Consider the following 16505-nt stretch of genomic DNA (forward strand, 5'->3'; position numbering starts at 1 on the left):
ACTTCCTTCCCGGGTCAGTGACCCGGCGGCAGCAAGGCGTCGGACGCCTCATTGATACGCGTGTGCAGAGTGTCGAGGAATGCCCGCTTGTCCAGCCCCGGCGGGATCGGTTCGAGGAACTCGACGATCACCCGGCCCGGACGCTTCAGCCCGCAATAGGACTTCAGGAAGACGCCGGAATTGAGCGCTACCGGTACACAGGGCACATTCATTGCGCCGTACAGACCCGCAATGCCCGGCTTGAATTCGGGGTGCTCGCGGGGTGCGACGCGGGTCCCCTCCGGGAAAATCAGGACCTGGCGGCCTTCGCCGGCCCGCTTGCGGGCATCGCGCAGCATCTGCTTGAGCGCCTTCGAGCCGCCGGCACGGTCAATGCTGATATTGCCGAGGCGCACCGCATACCAGCCGAAAATCGGAAAATAGACCAGGGATTTCTTGAGGATGATGGCCGGGTCCGGAAGAATGTCCCAGAACGCCAGGGTCTCCCACATGCTCATGTGCTTGGAGGCGATCAATGCCCCGCCGGTCGGCAGGTTTTCCCGGCCGCGCACCTCGAAGGTGACACCGTAAATGACCCGCATGCCAAGCCAGAGCAGTTTCAGGTAGATCCGCATGAAGCCGATCATCCAGCGGCGCGGGGCGAGCAACAGGGGCAGGCCTAGCCCGCCCATGACCACCATCAGTCCGAACATCCAGACGTACAGAACAAACGATTGCAGCACCCGCATCAGGCGCCACTCGTCTTGCTGGTGCCTGATCCGCCAAGCCAGACGGTGGCGTACTTGGCATATTCCTGCAGCCACAACCGGGCTACGCCGGCGTCGCGCCAGGGTGGCTGGGTGCGCACCGGATAGGGGATGAGCGTGACCTCCGGCATGGTGCGTTTCATCTCCAGCAAGCTGCGCGGCAGGTGGTAGTCGGATGTGACGATGATGAGGCTTTCATAGGCGTTCTCCGACACCAGTGCACCGGCTTCCCGGGCATTGCCGACCGTATCGGCGGCTTCGCGGCCCAACCGGACGCAACAGGAGAATTCGCTCTCCGACAGGCCGGCATGGGTGCGGATGTCATTGCGTGTGACCGAGGGGTGCACGCCGGAAACCAGCAGGGTGCCGGCGCGCCCTTCGCGCAGCAGGCGCCCGCCCGTTGCCAGTCGCCCCGTGTCGCCCGTCAGGACCACGATGGCGTCGGCCTCCTGCGCGGTAGAGGGCGTCCTGTAGCCGGTCACCTGCCCGGCATAGACCAGAAACCCACCGGCCACGAGGACCAGTGCGCCGAGGGCAAGAAAGCCCAACCAGTTCAAGCCGCGGCTCATGCCATCCTCCGGGTCATCACAAGGGGCGGTAGTGCCAGCGCATCGGCACCGGAACAAGCTAGCATGGAAAATCGATCCTGATATCGGCGGAAATGTGTCGCATCACCAGCGGCCCCTGAGGTCGGCCACGACCGCGAGCCGGGCGGAGACCGCGGCTGTGAGACCGGCCAGCAACGGGGCCAGCGCCAGCAGTAGAAGCTCAAACGGGGCCATGCGCCATTGCGGCAGGAAGAATGCCATGTCGACGGGCGACTGACCGAGACTGACCAATAGCGATACGAGGCCGGCCATGATCGCTCCGGCAAGTCCGGACTTGACCCCGAGCATGAAGAACCGACGCTCGAACAGGCCCGCGATGTAGCGGTCCTCGGCGCCGCACAAATGCAGCGCATCGATGACGTCGACGCGGGCCGCAAGGCTGGCGCGGGCGGCGAAGGCGACGACCGCGGCGGCCGCCCCGGCGAGCAGGGCGAGCAGGGCCAGGCCGAGCGTCTGGGCCGTGCCGGCGGCGCGGCGCACGGCACCTGCCCACCGCGAATGATCGTCGATGCGGGCGGTTAGACCGGCCTCATCAAGCGCCGCCTGCAGCGTCGCGGCATCAAAGTCCGCGGAATTGTCCAGTTCGACCTCGACCATAAGGGGCAAGGGTAAGTCCTCGGGCAGATTGCCTTCGCCGAGCCATGGCGTCAGCAGGTCGAGCGCGTCTTCGCGAGACCGCGCCTCGGCCGCGGCCACACCGGGCTGTTCGCCTGCCAGCCGGGTCGCCTCGGCGGCGTCAGCGGCGATGTCGCGACCTTCGACCGGTCTCACTTGGATGGTCAGGCTGGTCTCCAGGTCGCTGGTCCAGCGCTGGGCCTGGACGAAAGCACCGCGGGCGCCGAGTGCGGCGATGCATGCCAGGAAGACCAGGATGGCGGCGACGATGAAGAGCGGACGGTCACGACCGGCATCCGGGGGAAGAAGGGGGCCGCTGGGCCCGCGTGGCGCGGTGACGGTTTCAGTCATGTCCGGCCTCGTCGCGTCCGGCGTCCTCGGCGGCTCGCGCGGCGGCTTCAGCGGCTGCGGCCTCGCGCTCGCGCTGTTGTCTGGACGGACGGATGTGCAGGCGTCCGTTCGACAGGCTCATCACCGGGGCATCAAGCATGCGCACAAGCTGCAGGTCGTGCGTGGCAATGACAATGGTGGTGCCCAGCTTGTTGAGTTCGGCGAACAGCCGCAGCAGGCGCATGCCCATTTCCGGGTCGACATTGCCGGTGGGTTCGTCAGCGATCAGGATCTCGGGCTGGCCGACCACGGCGCGGGCAATCGCGACGCGCTGCTGCTCGCCACCCGACAAGGTCGCGGGACGATCATTCATCTTGTCGCCCAGCCCGACCCAGGACAGGAGTTCGGCGACATCTTCGGCGTATTCGCTGCGCTTTCTGCCGGACACTCGCAAGGGCAGGGCGACATTGTCGAAGACACTGAGATGATTGAGCAAACGGAATTCCTGGAAGACCACGCCGACGCGCCTGCGCAAGGCCGGGAGTTCACCGCGCGGCAGCGCCGCGGCATCGCGTCCGAAATACTCTATGCGACCGCGCGAGGGCTTGGCGGCGAGATAGATGAGTTTCAGCAGTGTTGTCTTGCCCGCGCCGGACGGTCCGGTGAGGAATTGGAAAGAACCGCGTGGTAAATCAAAAGACAAGTCGCGGAGTATTTCCGGACCCTGGCCATAGCGCATGCCAACTTCGGCAAAGCGGATCACGGGTTCCGGCTGGCTGCGCGGGGTATGTGTGAAACTCGGGTTGATGGAATGCCTCCAGAGACTCGGGCGAGCCGATCAGGATGAAACCGACTCACAATGAGCATAGTACTCAGCTGTCCGTCCTGTACCACGAAGTACCGTGCCGATCCGCAGGCGATTGGCATGAATGGCCGTCGCGTGCGTTGTGCCTCGTGCGGCCATGTCTGGGCGGCCGAAGTGGAAGACCCGTCCGACCTGCCGGCGCTGCAGCCGGCGCCACCGGAAACCGTGGTGGAAGAGGTCGAGAAGAAGCCGCACACCGTGTTTCGCGAGCGCCAGGCGCGCAAGCGTCGCACCATGTCCGCCGCGGTGGCCGGCAGTGCCTGGGGCGGGCTGATTGCGGCCTGCACCCTGCTGGCCCTGGCCTCCTGGATGTTCCGCGTCGACATCGTCAGCGCCTGGCCGCGCGCCAGCTCGGCCTATGCCGCCGTCGGGGCCGAGGTCAATCCGTACGGTTTCAGCGTCGGCCAGCTGGATATCTCGCGCGATATTGATCACGGCGTGCCGCTCCTGATTGTCGAGGGCAGCCTGCGCAATTTCGACCGGCGGTCCCGCCAGACACCTGGCCTGCGGGCCATCCTGCGTGACGAGGCCGGTGACAGCGTCCTGGAATGGACCGTGAACCTGCCAGCCGGCCAGGTCGGGTCCGGCAAACGCCAGGAGTTTCGCACCGTGGTGTCCGACCCGCCGCCGGAAGCGGTCGAGGTCGAGGTCGTGCTGGTGGCCGCAGCTCCGAGAGCGGCCGCCCAACCGGCGTCGTTGCATGGCGGTGGCACTGAAGCGTCCGACCAGAGCGGCAGCGCCGGAACGGAAGACGAGTCCGTGACGGTAGCCGAGCATGGCGAAGCGGCGGCTGCCGACCCCCACCACTAGACCCGCCTGTCAGAACCGGTCGAGCAGGCGTTCGATGTAATCGAGCTCTTCCTGCGGCCGGCCGGCTTCAGCGGCGCGGCGGCGCAATTCCTCGAGGATCTCGCGCGCGCGCTCCCGGCTCATCTCTTCGGGGACTTCCACCCCGGCGCCTTCCGCGAACGAGCCTTCCGAGGGGCGACCGAGCGGGTCGCGCTGGCCCTCGCCCTGATTCTGGGCATTCTCCGAGCGCTCCATCAATTGCTGGGCCAGCTGTTCGGCACCGTCGCGCAACTGGGCGAGGGCGCGTTCCTGGGCGTCCAGGGCGTCGCCTGTCTGGCCCTGGCGCAGGGCCTCCTCGGCCTCGCGCATGGCCTGGCCGGCTTCGCCCAGCGTATCGCCGCTACCGTCTGGCAGCTGGTTCTGGGCCTCGCCGAAGCGTTCGGCGAGCTGACCCTGGCCGTCAGCCAGCGATTGCGTGCTCTGTCCGGCACCCGACTGGTTTTCCGCGAGCCCCTGGGGCTGGTTGCCCGAGCCGGGCTGTGACTGGCCTTCGCCCGATTGGGGCTGCTCCCCGCCCTGTTGCTGCTGGTCAAGGCCGAAGGTCTGGTCCTGCAGATTGCGCTGTTCGCCGATGATCTCGCCCAGCTCCTCCAGCGCTTCCGCCATGGCTTCGGACACCGGGTCGCTTTCTCCGCCCTCGCCGCCGCCCTGGGTCAGCTGGATCTGCATGTTGCGCAGCATCTCGCTGAGCGCCTGCAGGGCCATGCGGGCGTTGGCGGTATTGCCCAGCTCGGCTTCCTCGCGCAGGGCTTCAAGCATTTCCTGCAGGCCTTCCGAATTGAGGTCGGCACCGCCGCCGCCGCCCTCGGCAAACCGGCCTTCCTCCGCCGCTTCGCGTGCCATCGCGGCCATGTAATTGTCCATGGCTTCCTGGAACGCCTCGAACAGGGCTGCCAGCTCGGTTTCGTCGGCGCCGCGGGCGAGGGCTTCCATCAGGGCACGTTCGGCTGCCCGCAAGGCGGCTTCGGCATCAGCCAGTGAACCGAGTTCGGCGCGCAGGGCGATGTCCCACAAGTCGGCATCGAGGCCACCGAGTGCAGTGCGTTCGCGCGCCCGTTGCAGCCGGTGCAGGGCTTCGCGCAGGCCCAGATAGACGGCGGCATCGTCAAAGAAGTATTCCGGGGCGTCGGTCACCGCCACGAGGGCTCGTGCGACCTGTTGCAGCCCTTCCGGTGCCCGCTCGATGCGGCGCGCCGGGTCGGCGGTGAAATAGGGCTCGCCCGGCGGGATGTCCTCCGCATGAAGCACGGGCCGCTCCGGCAGCGGAGCATAGTCCTCGTCCCAGGACGACATGACGGCACGGCGCTGCTCGGCCACGGCACGGGCCAGGGCATCGAGGAAAACGCGCTCGGGCAGGGTAATGGCGAGCTCGGGTGACAGGCCGGTATTGCCGGCGGCGTCGTGAGCGACCAGGCGGATGACGACGCGCGATCCGGCCAGTTGGTGCTGGGCGGTCTCGATCAGCGTGCTCAGCCCGCCGATCTGGTCCGGGTCCTGGTCGGCCGAAACGGGGAGGGCGGCTTCGATCGGCAACTCGTCCCAGTCCGCGTCAGGTTGGTCTTCCGGTCGCAGCTGAAGCGCGTAGCCCGTAGCGCCGTAATCGTCCTCGGCGGTGAAGCGAATGTGCAGATTGCCGCTCGACGTGCCGTCCGGAACGCCTAGCAGGCGCACCCGCGGCGGCATGTCGGGAATGACATTCAGCTGCCAGTTGCGGCGACCACCGGCGGAGGCCAGGTGCAGCGTGCCGTCGTGGCGGATCTCCTGGCGCAATTCCCAGACGCTGTCGCCGATCTCCGTGGCCTCGGCCCGCTCGGTCTCGCCGCCATCGCGCAACGTCAGGCTGGGCGCGCGGCGGGTGCCGGCAACGCGAACCACGAACAACGAGCCTTCCGGCAAGCGGGCCTCGTCGTCAGTTTCTGCCAGGAAGACCGGTGCGCGTCCGGTATAGGCAGGCGGGTCGATCCAGGCATCGATGCTGAGCGGTGCGCCGCCAGCCAGGATCGGGGCCGGGCTGAAGGCCTCGGCCAGCCGGTTGCGTGCGGCCGGACCGGCCAGCAGGAACGCGGTCACCAGCAGCACTGCCACTCCGCCGCGTATGGCCCAGGCATCATGCCGCGCCCAGGCGGCATGCGGCCGCCGCGTGCGGGCCCGTTCGAGACGTTCCGCCATGCGCCGGCGGTGCTCCTGCCACAGGCGCAGGCTCCCCGCATCGCTGGCCGAGGGCTGGTCTTCAAGGGCTTCGTGGGGACGGGCGCCTATACCGGAGTCGATTTCGACACGGCGCGTCGCTTCCTCGCGGGTCGGCCAGGCGATGCGCCGGGCATTGCGCCAGGTCATCCAGGCGGCAGCGATGGCGATGGCGATGACGAAGATCGTCCGCCACGGGTCGCCAAACCGTTCCCAGACGCCCAGGAGGGCCAGCAACGCATGCGCGGACAGGGCGGCCAGTCCCGGCCAGAGAACCGGCACAGCGCGTTCCCAGACGAGGGCGAGCCAGGCAGCAGGGACGGTCAGGCGACGCATGGGATAAATCCTAGCACGCGATCAGGGCTCGACGAGCCCCGACAGCATTACGAATTGGACAATCAGTCAGGAAGGCGGCGCTGTCCGGATCCGGTCAGCCCGGAGTGAAGACCGGGCGCCCGTCCTCGTTGTCATCGCCGTTCTCATCAGGGCGCTCCTCGACGTCCACCCGGGGCTCGCCCCACAGTGGTTCAGGGCGCTCAAGGTCGCCTCGCAACCCGCATGCCGAAACGGCGAGGCCGGTCAGCACCAGCAGCAGGGCGCGTGTCGCCAGAGTCTTCTTGGTGTCACTCAACCCGTGGTCTCCTTGCGTTCGGTCAGCCTGGCCTTCCAGGCATCTACCTGTTCCTGCACGCGCACCGGCGCCGTGCCGCCGAAACTGGTTCGGCTGTTCATGGATGCGCGCGCACTCAACACCGAAAACACGCGCTCGTCGATAGCCGGCTCGACCGCCTGCATGGCAGCGAGGGGGAGCCGGGCCAGCGGGACGCGCTCGGCTTCGGCCGCCTTGACCAGCGCACCGGCCACATGATGGGCGTCCCGGAACGGCTTGCCGAGCACACGGACCAGCCAGTCGGCGAGATCGGTGGCATCGGAATAGGCTTCGCCGGCTGCCGCTTCGAGCGCTTCCGGGTGGAAGCTGAGATCGCCAGCCATGCCGGTCATCGCCAGCAGGGCCAGCTCCAGGTCGTCGAGCGCCTGGAAAACGGGCGCCTTGTCTTCCTGAAGGTCCTTGGAATAGGCCAGCGGCAGGCCCTTGACGACGGTCAGCAGGCCGATCAGGGAACCGATGATGCGACCGGGCTTGGCGCGTACCAGTTCGGCGGCGTCCGGATTGCGCTTCTGCGGCATGATCGATGAACCTGTCGACCAGGCGTCCGACAGGCTGGCGAATCCGAAGCGCCGACTGCTCCAGAGCACGATTTCCTCGGCCAGGCGCGACAGGTTGACGGCGCAGATGGCAGCGGCCGAAAGCACTTCGAGGGCAAAATCCCGCGCCGCGACGGCGTCCAGTGAATTGGCCATCGGTCGGTCGAAGCCAAGCGCCTTGGCGGTCATCTCGCGGTCGATGGGGAAGGCGGTGCCGGCCAGGGCCGCGCTGCCGAGCGGGCTCTCATTGAGGCGCCGGCGGGCATCGGCGAAGCGGCCCCGGTCGCGTTCCGCTGCCTCGACATAGCTCATCAGGTGATGCGCCAGCGAGATCGGCTGGGCGGTCTGCAGGTGGGTAAATCCCGGCATCACCTGATCGACATGGCGGCTGGCTTGCTGGACTAGGGCCGCCTGATAGGCCGTGAGCAGGGTGTCCATGTGGTCGCAGGCGGTGCGCAGCCAGAGGCGGAAATCGGTCGCCACCTGGTCATTGCGCGAGCGCCCCGTATGCAGCCGGCCGGCCGGCTCGCCGATCAGGGTCTTGAGCCGGGCCTCGACATTCATGTGCACGTCTTCAAGCTCGGCCGACCAGATGAAGTCGCCGGACCGGATTTCCGCGCGCACTTTTTCAAGTCCCTGGCAGATGGCGGCAGCATCCGCGCTTGAAATCACCCCGGTTTCGCCCAACATCCGGGCATGGGCGAGGGAGCCGTCGATATCCTGTTCGGCCAGGCGCTGGTCAATATCGACAGAGGCATTGATCGCCTGCATGACGGCCGAGGGACCGGCCGAGAACCGGCCGCCCCACATGGCGCTCGAACTGGAAGTGCGGGTCTCGTCAGCCATGGCAGCCTGCGGGTTTGGAGAAAACGATGAATAAATCGGCGCTTGGATGGGCGATCGGGGCGATGGTCGCGGTCGGTATCGGCTTCTTCCTATACGTGTTTTTCGCAGGCATGGACAAGGGCAATACAGGCTCTCTGGACACCTTCGCGCGCGGCGAGATGCGGGCTTTCACGACCGTGTCCGACGCCCCGCCACAGCCCAATCTGGCCTATTATGACGGCAATGGCGACGAGGTTCGCCTGACCGATTATCGCGGCCAGGTGATCCTGGTGAATTACTGGGCCACCTGGTGTGGTCCGTGTGTCGAAGAGATGCCGGCCCTCAGCGCCCTTCAGGCCGAGCTCGGTGGGGAGGATTTCCAGGTCGTGACGGTGACGCTTGACCGGTCGATCGAAGATGCCCGCGCATTTCTCGAACGCATGGAGCTGGAAAACCTGCCCCTGATCCACGACTCCAGCTTCTCCAGCCCCTCCCAGGTGCGTGCCATCGGACTGCCGATGTCGATCCTCTATGACCGGTTGGGCCGCGAGATGGGTCGGGTTCCCGCTCCCGCCGAATGGGACAGCGAGGAGGCCATTGCGCTGGTCGAGGCCGCCATCGCCCGCTCTCCGCGCTAAACGCGCGGAGCCATCCTCCCCGCGCGGTAGCCGGGTACTGGCCGCGGCTTGAAAAGCGGATTATGGAGACGTCATGGCCCTGCTTGCCCTGATTGCCATCTGCGCCATCCTGCTCGCCCTGACCTGGGGAAAGCAGAGCCGCGACAGCCAGTTGCGCCGTGTGCTCGGCGATATCGAGGCGGAACTGGACGACAACCTGGCCGACCTCGATGCCGGGCGCCCCGGCGGTCGCGACGAAACCTATCAGGCAATACGCTCCGAAGCCTTGCTCCGCGAGGCGCCGCACTATCTCCTGCAGGACATAGAGGAGGCCTACGCGGCGTCCCGTCGCCCCGCCGCGACATCGCCAGCGCGCGTTCGCCGGGCCATTGACGCCATCGCCGAATTTCGCGAGCTCCGCAAGCAGCGGTAGGCCATTCCGCAAAGATTACGTCCCGATCGCTGGCGCGGCGGCACCCGTCGGAGCCTTTGTCGACCGGCATTGACTTCCCTCCGCAAGTGTTGAATTGGGGACCGGGGACGGAATGGGGCTGGCACACGGAGTTTGTCGTGGAGAGTAGCTGTATCCCGGTCCAGGCGGCCAAGGAGCGATACGGATTTCTGGCCGGCGGAGGCGAACTGGCAGACCGGATCGCTGCCTTCGACTGGGCCGCCACCCCGATCGGCCCGCTCTCTGACTGGCCGCCGACCCTGCGCACCGCGACCGGCATGGTCCTGCGTTCTGCCATACCCATGCTGATCCTGTGGGGTGAAGCCGGCATCATCATCTACAACAGCGCCTATGTGAGCATTGCCGGAGACCGCCATCCCGACTTGCTCGGTTCCCCGATCCGGGATGCCCGGCCCGACCTTGCAGATTTCACGGACCGGGTCATGCGGACTTGCCTGGCCGGCGAGACGCTCAGCTTCAAGGACCACGAATTCACCCAGAAGCGAAATGGGCAGACTGTCGAGATCTCGATGAATCTGGATTATTCGCCGATCCTCGATGATGACGGAGTGCCGGCAGGGGTTCTCGTGGTCGCGGCGGAAACCACCAAGCGTGTGGCAGCCCGCCGCCGGGCCCGTGACGAGCGCCGACGGCTCGAGCAGATGTTCCAGCAGGCCCCCGGCGTGATGGCGCTACTGAGCGGCCCCGATCATGTCTTCACTCTCACCAACGAGGCCTATGACCGGTTCACCGGTCATCGTGATCTGCTCGGCAAGTCGGTGCGAGAGGCCATGCCGGACCTGGCCGGCCAGGGTTTTTACGAGCTGCTCGACGAGGTCTATGCCTCGGGGCAGCCCTATGTCGGCAACGCGGCCAAAGTCGTCATGCAGCAGCACCCCGACAGTCCGCTGGAAGACCGGTATGTCGACTTCGTCTATCAGCCGATAACCGAATCCGACGGGACTGTGACGGGGATCTTCGTTGAAGGCATCGACGTCACGGACCGCGTGCGCATGGAAACCATTCACGCAGCCCAGCGCCGGGCGCTCGAACTGACCGTGGCCGATGCCCCCCTGGGCGAAGTTCTGGCCATGCTGGTGGAAACCGCCGAAGCGCAGTCGAGTTCCGGCATGATCGGGTCCATCCTGTTGCTGGACACGGACGGACAGCATTTGCGCCATGGTGCCGGACCGAGCCTGCCGACGGCCTACACGGAGGCCATCGACGGCGTCGCCATCGGCCCCAATGTCGGATCCTGTGGCACTGCCGCGTTTACCAAGGCACCCGTCATGGTGAGCGATATCGCGAGCGATCCGCTGTGGGAGGACTTCCGGGACCTGGCCCTGGCGCACGGGCTGCGTGCGTGCTGGTCGATCCCCATACTGGCCCGCAAGGGGCAGGTCCTCGGCACGTTTGCCCTGTATTATCCGCAGCCCGGCGAGCCGAGCCCGGCGGACCGGCAGATGGTCGATCTGATCACCCGCACGGCCTCACTGGTGATCGAGCGATCGCACATTGTCTCGCAGCGCAAGATGCTGATCGATGAGCTCAATCACCGGGTCAAGAATACGCTCGCCGTGGTCCAGGCGATCTCGTCCCAGACCTTTCGGGACAATGGCTCCGATCCGGTGCTGGCCCGGTCGACTTTCGATGCCCGGTTGCGTGCCCTGTCAGGCACGCACGACCTGTTGACCCAGGAAAGCTGGGAACATGTCGGGCTCGGCGATCTGGCGCATCAGGTGATGCAGCCATTCGCGGCCAGCGCGAAGGAGCAAAACCGCTTCACGGCATCCGGGCCGGACATCAAGCTGTCGCCGAACATCGCCCTGTCGCTGAGCATGGCCTTCCACGAACTGGCCAGCAATGCCTCGAAATACGGGGCTCTGGCGGTCGATGCCGACGGGCAGGTCGAGTTGAGCTGGAACATTGACGCGGCGGCGGGCACGCTGCGCATCCGTTGGCAGGAAAGCGGTGGGCCGAAGGTCAGCCCGCCATCGCGGCAGGGATTCGGGACCCGCCTGATCGAGCGTGGGCTGGCGCGCGAGCTCGGCGGCGCGGTCAAGCTCGACTTCGACCCGGCCGGCCTCGTCTGCACGATCGAGATGCCATTATCGCGCGCCCGCTAGCTGGTCAGGGCCTCGGCCCGAGCATCGCCGTCGGCTGTATGGAAACAAGAAACGCCCGGTCGCAATCACGACCGGGCGTTTCCGTTTTCGATAGGGCTGGGCCCGACTAGCCGAGGGCTGCGTCGAGCTCCGGCAGGGCGTTGAACAGGTCGGCGACGAGGCCGTAATCGGCGACCTGGAAGATCGGCGCTTCCTCGTCCTTGTTGATGGCCACGATGACCTTGGAGTCCTTCATCCCGGCGAGGTGCTGGATGGCACCGGAAATGCCCACCGCGATGTAGAGTTCCGGGGCAACCACCTTGCCGGTCTGGCCGACCTGGTAGTCGTTCGGCACATAGCCGGCATCGACGGCGGCGCGCGAAGCCCCGACGGCGGCACCGAGCTTGTCGGCGATTTTGTCGAGCAGGTGGAAGTTTTCGCCCGACTGCATGCCGCGGCCGCCGGAGATGACGATCTTCGCGGCAGTCAGTTCGGGGCGGTCCGACTTGGACAATTCCTCGGACACGAAGGCCGACTTGAACGGGCCGGACGAGGCGCCGATGTCTTCCTGCGAGGCAGAACCGCCATCGCCCGCCTTCTCGAACGTTGTCGGGCGCACGGTGATGACTTTCTTGGCGTCGTTCGACTTGACCGTCATCATGGCGTTGCCGGCATAGACCGGGCGCACGAAAGTGTCCGGGCTTTCCACGGCGCTGATCTCGGAGATCTGCATGACGTCGAGCTTGGCAGCGATCCGCGGCATGAAGTTCTTGCCGGTCGTGGTCGCGGCAGCGAGCACGGCATCGTAATCATCCATCATCGGCGTGATCAGCGCGTCCATGGCTTCCGCCGTCGGTTTGGCGAAGACGTCGGCTTCCGCATGCAGCACCTTGGCCACGCCATCGATCTTGGCCGCGGCATCGGCCACGGCCTGGGCACCGGAGCCGGCGACGAGGACGTGGATGTCACCGCCGAGGGCCTTGGCCGCAGTGACCACGGCGCGGGTGGCGTCGTTCAGCTCGGCATTGTCGTGTTCGGCAATTACGAGAACCGTCATCTCAGAGCACTCCCGCTTCGTTCTTCAGCTTGTCGACCAGTTCGGCGACGCTCTCGACCTTGACGCCACCGGCGCGCTTGGGCGGTTCGGTGACCTTCACGACCTCGAGGCGCGGCGTCAGGTCGATCCCGAAATCGGCCGGAGCCTTGGTGTCGATCGGCTTGCGCTTGGCCTTCATGATGTTGGGCAGGGAGGCGTAGCGCGGCTCGTTGAGGCGCAAATCGGTGGTGATGATGGCCGGGAGTTCGAGGGCGACGGTCTGCAGGCCGCCATCGATCTCGCGCGTCACATTGACCTTGCCGTCAGCCATCTCGACCTTGGAGGCGAAGGTGCCCTGCGGCCAGTCGAGGAGGGCAGCGAGCATCTGGCCGGTCTGGTTGGCGTCATTGTCGATCGCCTGCTTGCCGAGAATGACCAGGTCCGGCTTCTCCTCGTCGACGATCGACTTCAGGAGCTTGGCCACGCCGAGCGTTTCGACGCGCTCGTCGGTCTCGACCAGGATGCCGCGATCGGCACCCATGGCGAGGGCCGTGCGGATCGTCTCCTGGGCCTGTGACGGTCCGATCGAGACCACGACGATCTCTTCGGCGATGCCCTTCTCCTTGAGACGGATCGCTTCTTCGACCGCGATCTCGCAGAACGGGTTCATGGACATCTTGACGTTGGCGAGGTCGACACCCGACTGGTCGGGCTTCACGCGGACCTTCACGTTGTAATCGACGACCCGTTTGACGGGGACGAGAATCTTCATGCTGGGGCTCCGGTTGGCCGCGCGCTGGATAGTCTGCGCACCTAAAAGAATAGGCCGCGAAACTGCAATCGCCAGCCGGGTAAGTCAATGTGACGGACTGACTGACGCGTGCGTCAATTCGCAGCCGGGGGCGGCGTCCGGTTCATCCAGCGCCGGGCCGGGCCGTCGGCAGAGACGGCCAGGCGCCGCAGGCTTTCCAGTGCACCGGCCAGTCCTGCGGCCGCGATCAGGGCGAGCGGTGTGAACCATGGCCCCAACACATCGACCGCGCCGTCCTGGGCTTCGAAGGACAGGCTGAACGCTCCGTCGGGATAGACCCAGAGGCCGGCATGGTGTGGCGGCACCAGGTCCCACAGCGCGGCGATGACCAGGAGGGCCACCAGCAGGCCGCCGAGGCCGAGCACGGGCAGGGAGCCGTAGTGCAGCAGGGTGCCGGCCTGGGCCTGCCATGCGGGCGCGGGGGCGGGCGGCACGCCGAACTGGTCGATGGCCCTTTGCAGCCGCTCCGCTTCGCTGCCCTCGGCATCGCGGGCCATGGCATCAGCGATATGGGCGGTGGCGTCGTCGCGCAGCTCGTCGCGTTGTGTCGCGTCCAGGTCCGCGTGGTTGTGGTCGAGATGGTTCAGGAAGCGGGCCCACAGGCGACGGGCGGCGCGGCTGTCGAGATGGAGCTGGGGGCGGGTCTGCACGGTCATTGGGACTCCAGAACCTCCGTCATGCGCCGCCAGGTGTCGCGCATGCGCGTCAGGACCTGCCGGCCGGATTGGGTGATGGTGTAGTATTTGCGCGGTGGCCCGGTCTCCTCGGCCACCCATTCGGCGGTCACCAGGCCGTCCTTCTTCATGCGGGCCAGGACTGGATAGACCGTGCCTTCCGCCAGCTGGCCGAAGCCGGGCGCCTGCTTGAGCGCGGCCACGATTTCATACCCGTACGCTCGACCGGCATTGATGCGGGCCAGCAGAAGCAGCTCGAAATATCCCTTGCGGGCCTGGCTGATCCAGCGTTCCAGCACGGTTTCGGCCGGGTCATCCTCCATTGGCTCCATTCTCCCAGTATCCGGCGACCAGCGACGTGCCCCTAGTCCTATAGCTTGTGTATAGGCATAACAAGCTATATAGCAATGCTATGTATTGGCCTATGCGAGGATCTGACGGTGTTGAACAAGCGATTTTTGACGGGGCTGGGAGTGGCGATTGCGGCCGGCCTGGTGTGGTGGGCCGTGGTGCTCGGCGATGCGCGCCGCTTTCACAGCATCCCGGCCGGCGCCGACGCGGCGGAGATGGCAGCCTCCCTGGATGCCGAGATGGATCGTTCCATGCGTGACTACGGAATTGCCGGAGCGGTGGCCGGTGTCATGCACGAGGGTCGCTGGGTATGGTCGGCGCGCCGCGGTATCCGCTCGGCGCAGGGTGAGCCGGTGACCGGAGCGACCGCGTTCAACCTGGGCTCGGTGTCCAAGCCGCTGGCCTCGTGGGCTGTCCTGGCGCTGGCCGGGGAGGGCCGCATCGATCTGGACGCCCCGGTTTCAACCTATCTGACGCGCTGGCAGTTTCCCGATACGCCCTATGACACCAACGCGATCACGGTGCGCCGTCTGCTCGAGCATGCCGGTGGGCTGAACATTCATGGCTATGGCGGCTATGAGGGCTATGAGACGCCGCCGGCCGACGCCGTCGAACAGGCCCGCACCGATTACCCGGTCACCCCGGTGGCCGGAGCGGGCATCAGCCGTCTCTATTCCGGCGGTGGCTACACATTGTTGCAGCTGATGATCGAGGATGTCACCGGCCGTTCCTATGCCGACTGGCTGACCGACCAGGTCCTCCTGCCGCTTGGCATGACGGCGTCCGGCGCGGATCGCGCTAACCTGCCGCAGCCATCAACCGCCTTTGCATTCGGTGGACGGCCGATCGAGACCCTGCGCTTCCTGGCGCTGGCGGCGACCGGCAGCTGGGCCAGTGGTGACGATATCGAGCGCTTCATTGCCGCCCACGCAGACGGCGGCGGCGTCGTGGAGCCGGGCCGGCTGGCCCAGGCGCTGGCGCCGTCTTCGGTCAGTGACCGCCACGCCATGAGCTACACCCGGGAGGCGACGGATTTCGGCCCCCTGTTCGGCCATGGTGGCAATAATTCCACCTGGCATGCCCAGATCTATGTGCGACCCCGGACCGGAGACGGCTTCTACTTCCTGACCAATACCACGACGGGAGCCCAGCTCGGACTGGAATTGACCTGCGCCTGGCGGGGCTGGGCCCACGGCCTGGAAGCGTCCGAGATTTGCCGGGGCGAAGCCGGGCTGGTTCGCAATCTCACCGTCGCCGCTGGGTTGGTGGGCAGCGCGGCGATTGTCCTGGCCGCACGGCTGGGCCTGGCCATCGCTTCCGGGCGCCGGATGTTGAGCCTGATCCCTCGCAGTATCGGCACCTGGCGGCTGGTCGGACGCCTGCTGGTCGCCGTGCTCGTCGCGCTCCTGTTCGCCGCGTGTTGGGTGATGTTCTACACCGAGACCATCTACTGGCGGGACGGTGTGACGTTCATCGACGAGATCCCGCTCGACGAAGTGCGCTGGCTGATGCCGGCCGTGCTCGCCGTGCTGGGCGTTCTCTTCCTGGGCCGCTGGGCCAGTCCGGTGGCGCGTCCCGAGGGACGCGCCTGACCGGCAGGATTATTGCCCGGCTTCTTCCTCACCATTGTCTTCGACAATCTCGACCAGTTCGGTGGAAATGAAGATGTCGATCTCGTCCGACACGAAGGGGGTGGCAAAGCCCATGTCCCACTCCGAGCGCATCAATGTGCCGGTCGCCGTGAAGCCCAGCTTGCTGCGACCGTCCTGGGTCTCGTCAGACCTGTTGAGGACCACGCTCAGCGTCACCGGATGGGTCTGGCCATTCATCGTCAGATCGCCCGTCATGGTGCCGATCTGGCCGTCCTCGGTCTCGAACCCGGTGCCGACAAAGCGAGCGGTCGGATTGACCTCAGTTTCGAAGAAGTCGGCGGAGTTCAGGTGGTTGATGAAGCGCTGGTGATGCGCGCCCGGCCAGATGCCGTCGATCAGGTTGAAGGTGATATCCACCGTCGAGTCCGACGGGGTATCGAGATCGAGCGCCAGCGAGCCGTCATAATCGGTGAAGTGGAGCTCCTGGGTGGAATAGTCCTGGTGGTTCCAGGAGGCCCGGATCAGGGTGTGTGTCTTGTCGAATTCATAGGCCACCGGATCGGCCTGGGCGGCGGTCGTGGCAGTCAGGGCGAAAACGGCGGCGGCCAGCAAGGTACGGGTCATGGGGGCAAGTCTC

General features: G+C 66.3%; 17 protein-coding genes. 5 read left to right on the forward strand and 12 right to left on the reverse strand.

Going from position 1 to position 16505, the window contains the following annotated elements:
• Positions 1-14: 14 nt before the first annotated feature.
• The 4 genes from ACXYMR_RS10020 to ftsE all read right to left on the reverse strand — a co-directional run bounded on the left by ACXYMR_RS10020 (position 15) and on the right by ftsE (position 3062).
• Complete coding sequence (locus tag ACXYMR_RS10020) at positions 15-728, reverse strand: lysophospholipid acyltransferase family protein (protein ID WP_458942722.1); 714 nt, start codon at positions 726-728, stop codon at positions 15-17.
• On the reverse strand, positions 728-1315 hold the full coding sequence (locus ACXYMR_RS10025) for a YdcF family protein (RefSeq protein WP_458942723.1): 588 nt from the start codon (positions 1313-1315) through the stop codon (positions 728-730). Before ACXYMR_RS10025 ends, ACXYMR_RS10020 begins: the two co-directional genes overlap by 1 nt.
• Before the next feature lie 102 nt (positions 1316-1417).
• The gene (locus ACXYMR_RS10030; RefSeq protein ID WP_458942724.1) at positions 1418-2320 is read right to left on the reverse strand and encodes a cell division protein FtsX; all 903 of its coding nucleotides are present in this window, start codon (positions 2318-2320) and stop codon (positions 1418-1420) included.
• Entirely contained in the window at positions 2313-3062 is a 750-nt protein-coding gene (gene ftsE, locus ACXYMR_RS10035; protein WP_458942725.1) for a cell division ATP-binding protein FtsE, read from the reverse strand. Before ftsE ends, ACXYMR_RS10030 begins: the two co-directional genes overlap by 8 nt.
• 96 nt (positions 3063-3158) lie before the next feature.
• Here ftsE and ACXYMR_RS10040 point away from each other — a divergent pair, with 96 nt between their 5' ends.
• Positions 3159-3974 (forward strand): MJ0042-type zinc finger domain-containing protein, encoded by an 816-nt coding sequence (locus ACXYMR_RS10040; protein WP_458942726.1) that lies wholly within the window; start codon positions 3159-3161, stop codon positions 3972-3974.
• A gap of 9 nt (positions 3975-3983) precedes the next feature.
• Here ACXYMR_RS10040 and ACXYMR_RS10045 read toward each other — a convergent pair whose 3' ends face one another.
• The 3 genes from ACXYMR_RS10045 to argH all read right to left on the reverse strand — a co-directional run bounded on the left by ACXYMR_RS10045 (position 3984) and on the right by argH (position 8252).
• Positions 3984-6536: a DUF4175 domain-containing protein gene (locus ACXYMR_RS10045; RefSeq protein WP_458942727.1), complete on the reverse strand. Its 2553-nt coding sequence runs from the start codon at positions 6534-6536 to the stop codon at positions 3984-3986.
• Positions 6537-6630: 94 nt separating this feature from the next.
• Positions 6631-6831, reverse strand: coding sequence for an LPS translocon maturation chaperone LptM (gene lptM / locus ACXYMR_RS10050; protein WP_458942728.1), 201 nt, complete (start codon positions 6829-6831; stop codon positions 6631-6633).
• Entirely contained in the window at positions 6828-8252 is a 1425-nt protein-coding gene (argH, locus tag ACXYMR_RS10055) for an argininosuccinate lyase (protein ID WP_458942729.1), read from the reverse strand. Before argH ends, lptM begins: the two co-directional genes overlap by 4 nt.
• Before the next feature lie 26 nt (positions 8253-8278).
• Here argH and ACXYMR_RS10060 point away from each other — a divergent pair, with 26 nt between their 5' ends.
• The 3 genes from ACXYMR_RS10060 to ACXYMR_RS10070 all read left to right on the forward strand — a co-directional run bounded on the left by ACXYMR_RS10060 (position 8279) and on the right by ACXYMR_RS10070 (position 11425).
• Positions 8279-8869, forward strand: coding sequence for a TlpA family protein disulfide reductase (locus tag ACXYMR_RS10060; protein WP_458942730.1), 591 nt, complete (start codon positions 8279-8281; stop codon positions 8867-8869).
• 73 nt (positions 8870-8942) lie between these two features.
• Positions 8943-9281, forward strand: coding sequence for a hypothetical protein (locus ACXYMR_RS10065; protein WP_458942731.1), 339 nt, complete (start codon positions 8943-8945; stop codon positions 9279-9281).
• Positions 9282-9418: 137 nt separating this feature from the next.
• Positions 9419-11425, forward strand: a complete 2007-nt coding sequence (locus tag ACXYMR_RS10070; protein WP_458942732.1) for a PAS domain-containing sensor histidine kinase — start codon at positions 9419-9421, stop codon at positions 11423-11425.
• A 106-nt stretch (positions 11426-11531) separates the two neighbouring features.
• On the opposite strand, the gene ACXYMR_RS10075 is transcribed toward ACXYMR_RS10070, so the two are convergent.
• From ACXYMR_RS10075 to ACXYMR_RS10090, 4 genes are all read right to left on the reverse strand, one after another.
• Entirely contained in the window at positions 11532-12461 is a 930-nt protein-coding gene (locus ACXYMR_RS10075) for an electron transfer flavoprotein subunit alpha/FixB family protein (RefSeq protein ID WP_458942733.1), read from the reverse strand.
• Between the two features lies 1 nt (position 12462).
• Positions 12463-13212: an electron transfer flavoprotein subunit beta/FixA family protein gene (locus ACXYMR_RS10080; RefSeq protein ID WP_458942734.1), complete on the reverse strand. Its 750-nt coding sequence runs from the start codon at positions 13210-13212 to the stop codon at positions 12463-12465.
• A gap of 113 nt (positions 13213-13325) precedes the next feature.
• The gene (locus ACXYMR_RS10085; RefSeq protein ID WP_458942735.1) at positions 13326-13907 is read right to left on the reverse strand and encodes a hypothetical protein; all 582 of its coding nucleotides are present in this window, start codon (positions 13905-13907) and stop codon (positions 13326-13328) included.
• Positions 13904-14248, reverse strand: coding sequence for a PadR family transcriptional regulator (locus tag ACXYMR_RS10090; protein WP_458942736.1), 345 nt, complete (start codon positions 14246-14248; stop codon positions 13904-13906). Before ACXYMR_RS10090 ends, ACXYMR_RS10085 begins: the two co-directional genes overlap by 4 nt.
• 120 nt (positions 14249-14368) lie before the next feature.
• Between ACXYMR_RS10090 and ACXYMR_RS10095 the strand changes: the two genes are divergently transcribed.
• The gene (locus tag ACXYMR_RS10095; RefSeq protein WP_458942737.1) at positions 14369-15868 is read left to right on the forward strand and encodes a serine hydrolase domain-containing protein; all 1500 of its coding nucleotides are present in this window, start codon (positions 14369-14371) and stop codon (positions 15866-15868) included.
• A gap of 9 nt (positions 15869-15877) precedes the next feature.
• On the opposite strand, the gene ACXYMR_RS10100 is transcribed toward ACXYMR_RS10095, so the two are convergent.
• Positions 15878-16492: a YceI family protein gene (locus ACXYMR_RS10100; protein ID WP_458942738.1), complete on the reverse strand. Its 615-nt coding sequence runs from the start codon at positions 16490-16492 to the stop codon at positions 15878-15880.
• Positions 16493-16505: the final 13 nt, after the last annotated feature.

The sequence above is a fragment of the Maricaulis sp. CAU 1757 genome (assembly GCF_054482675.1).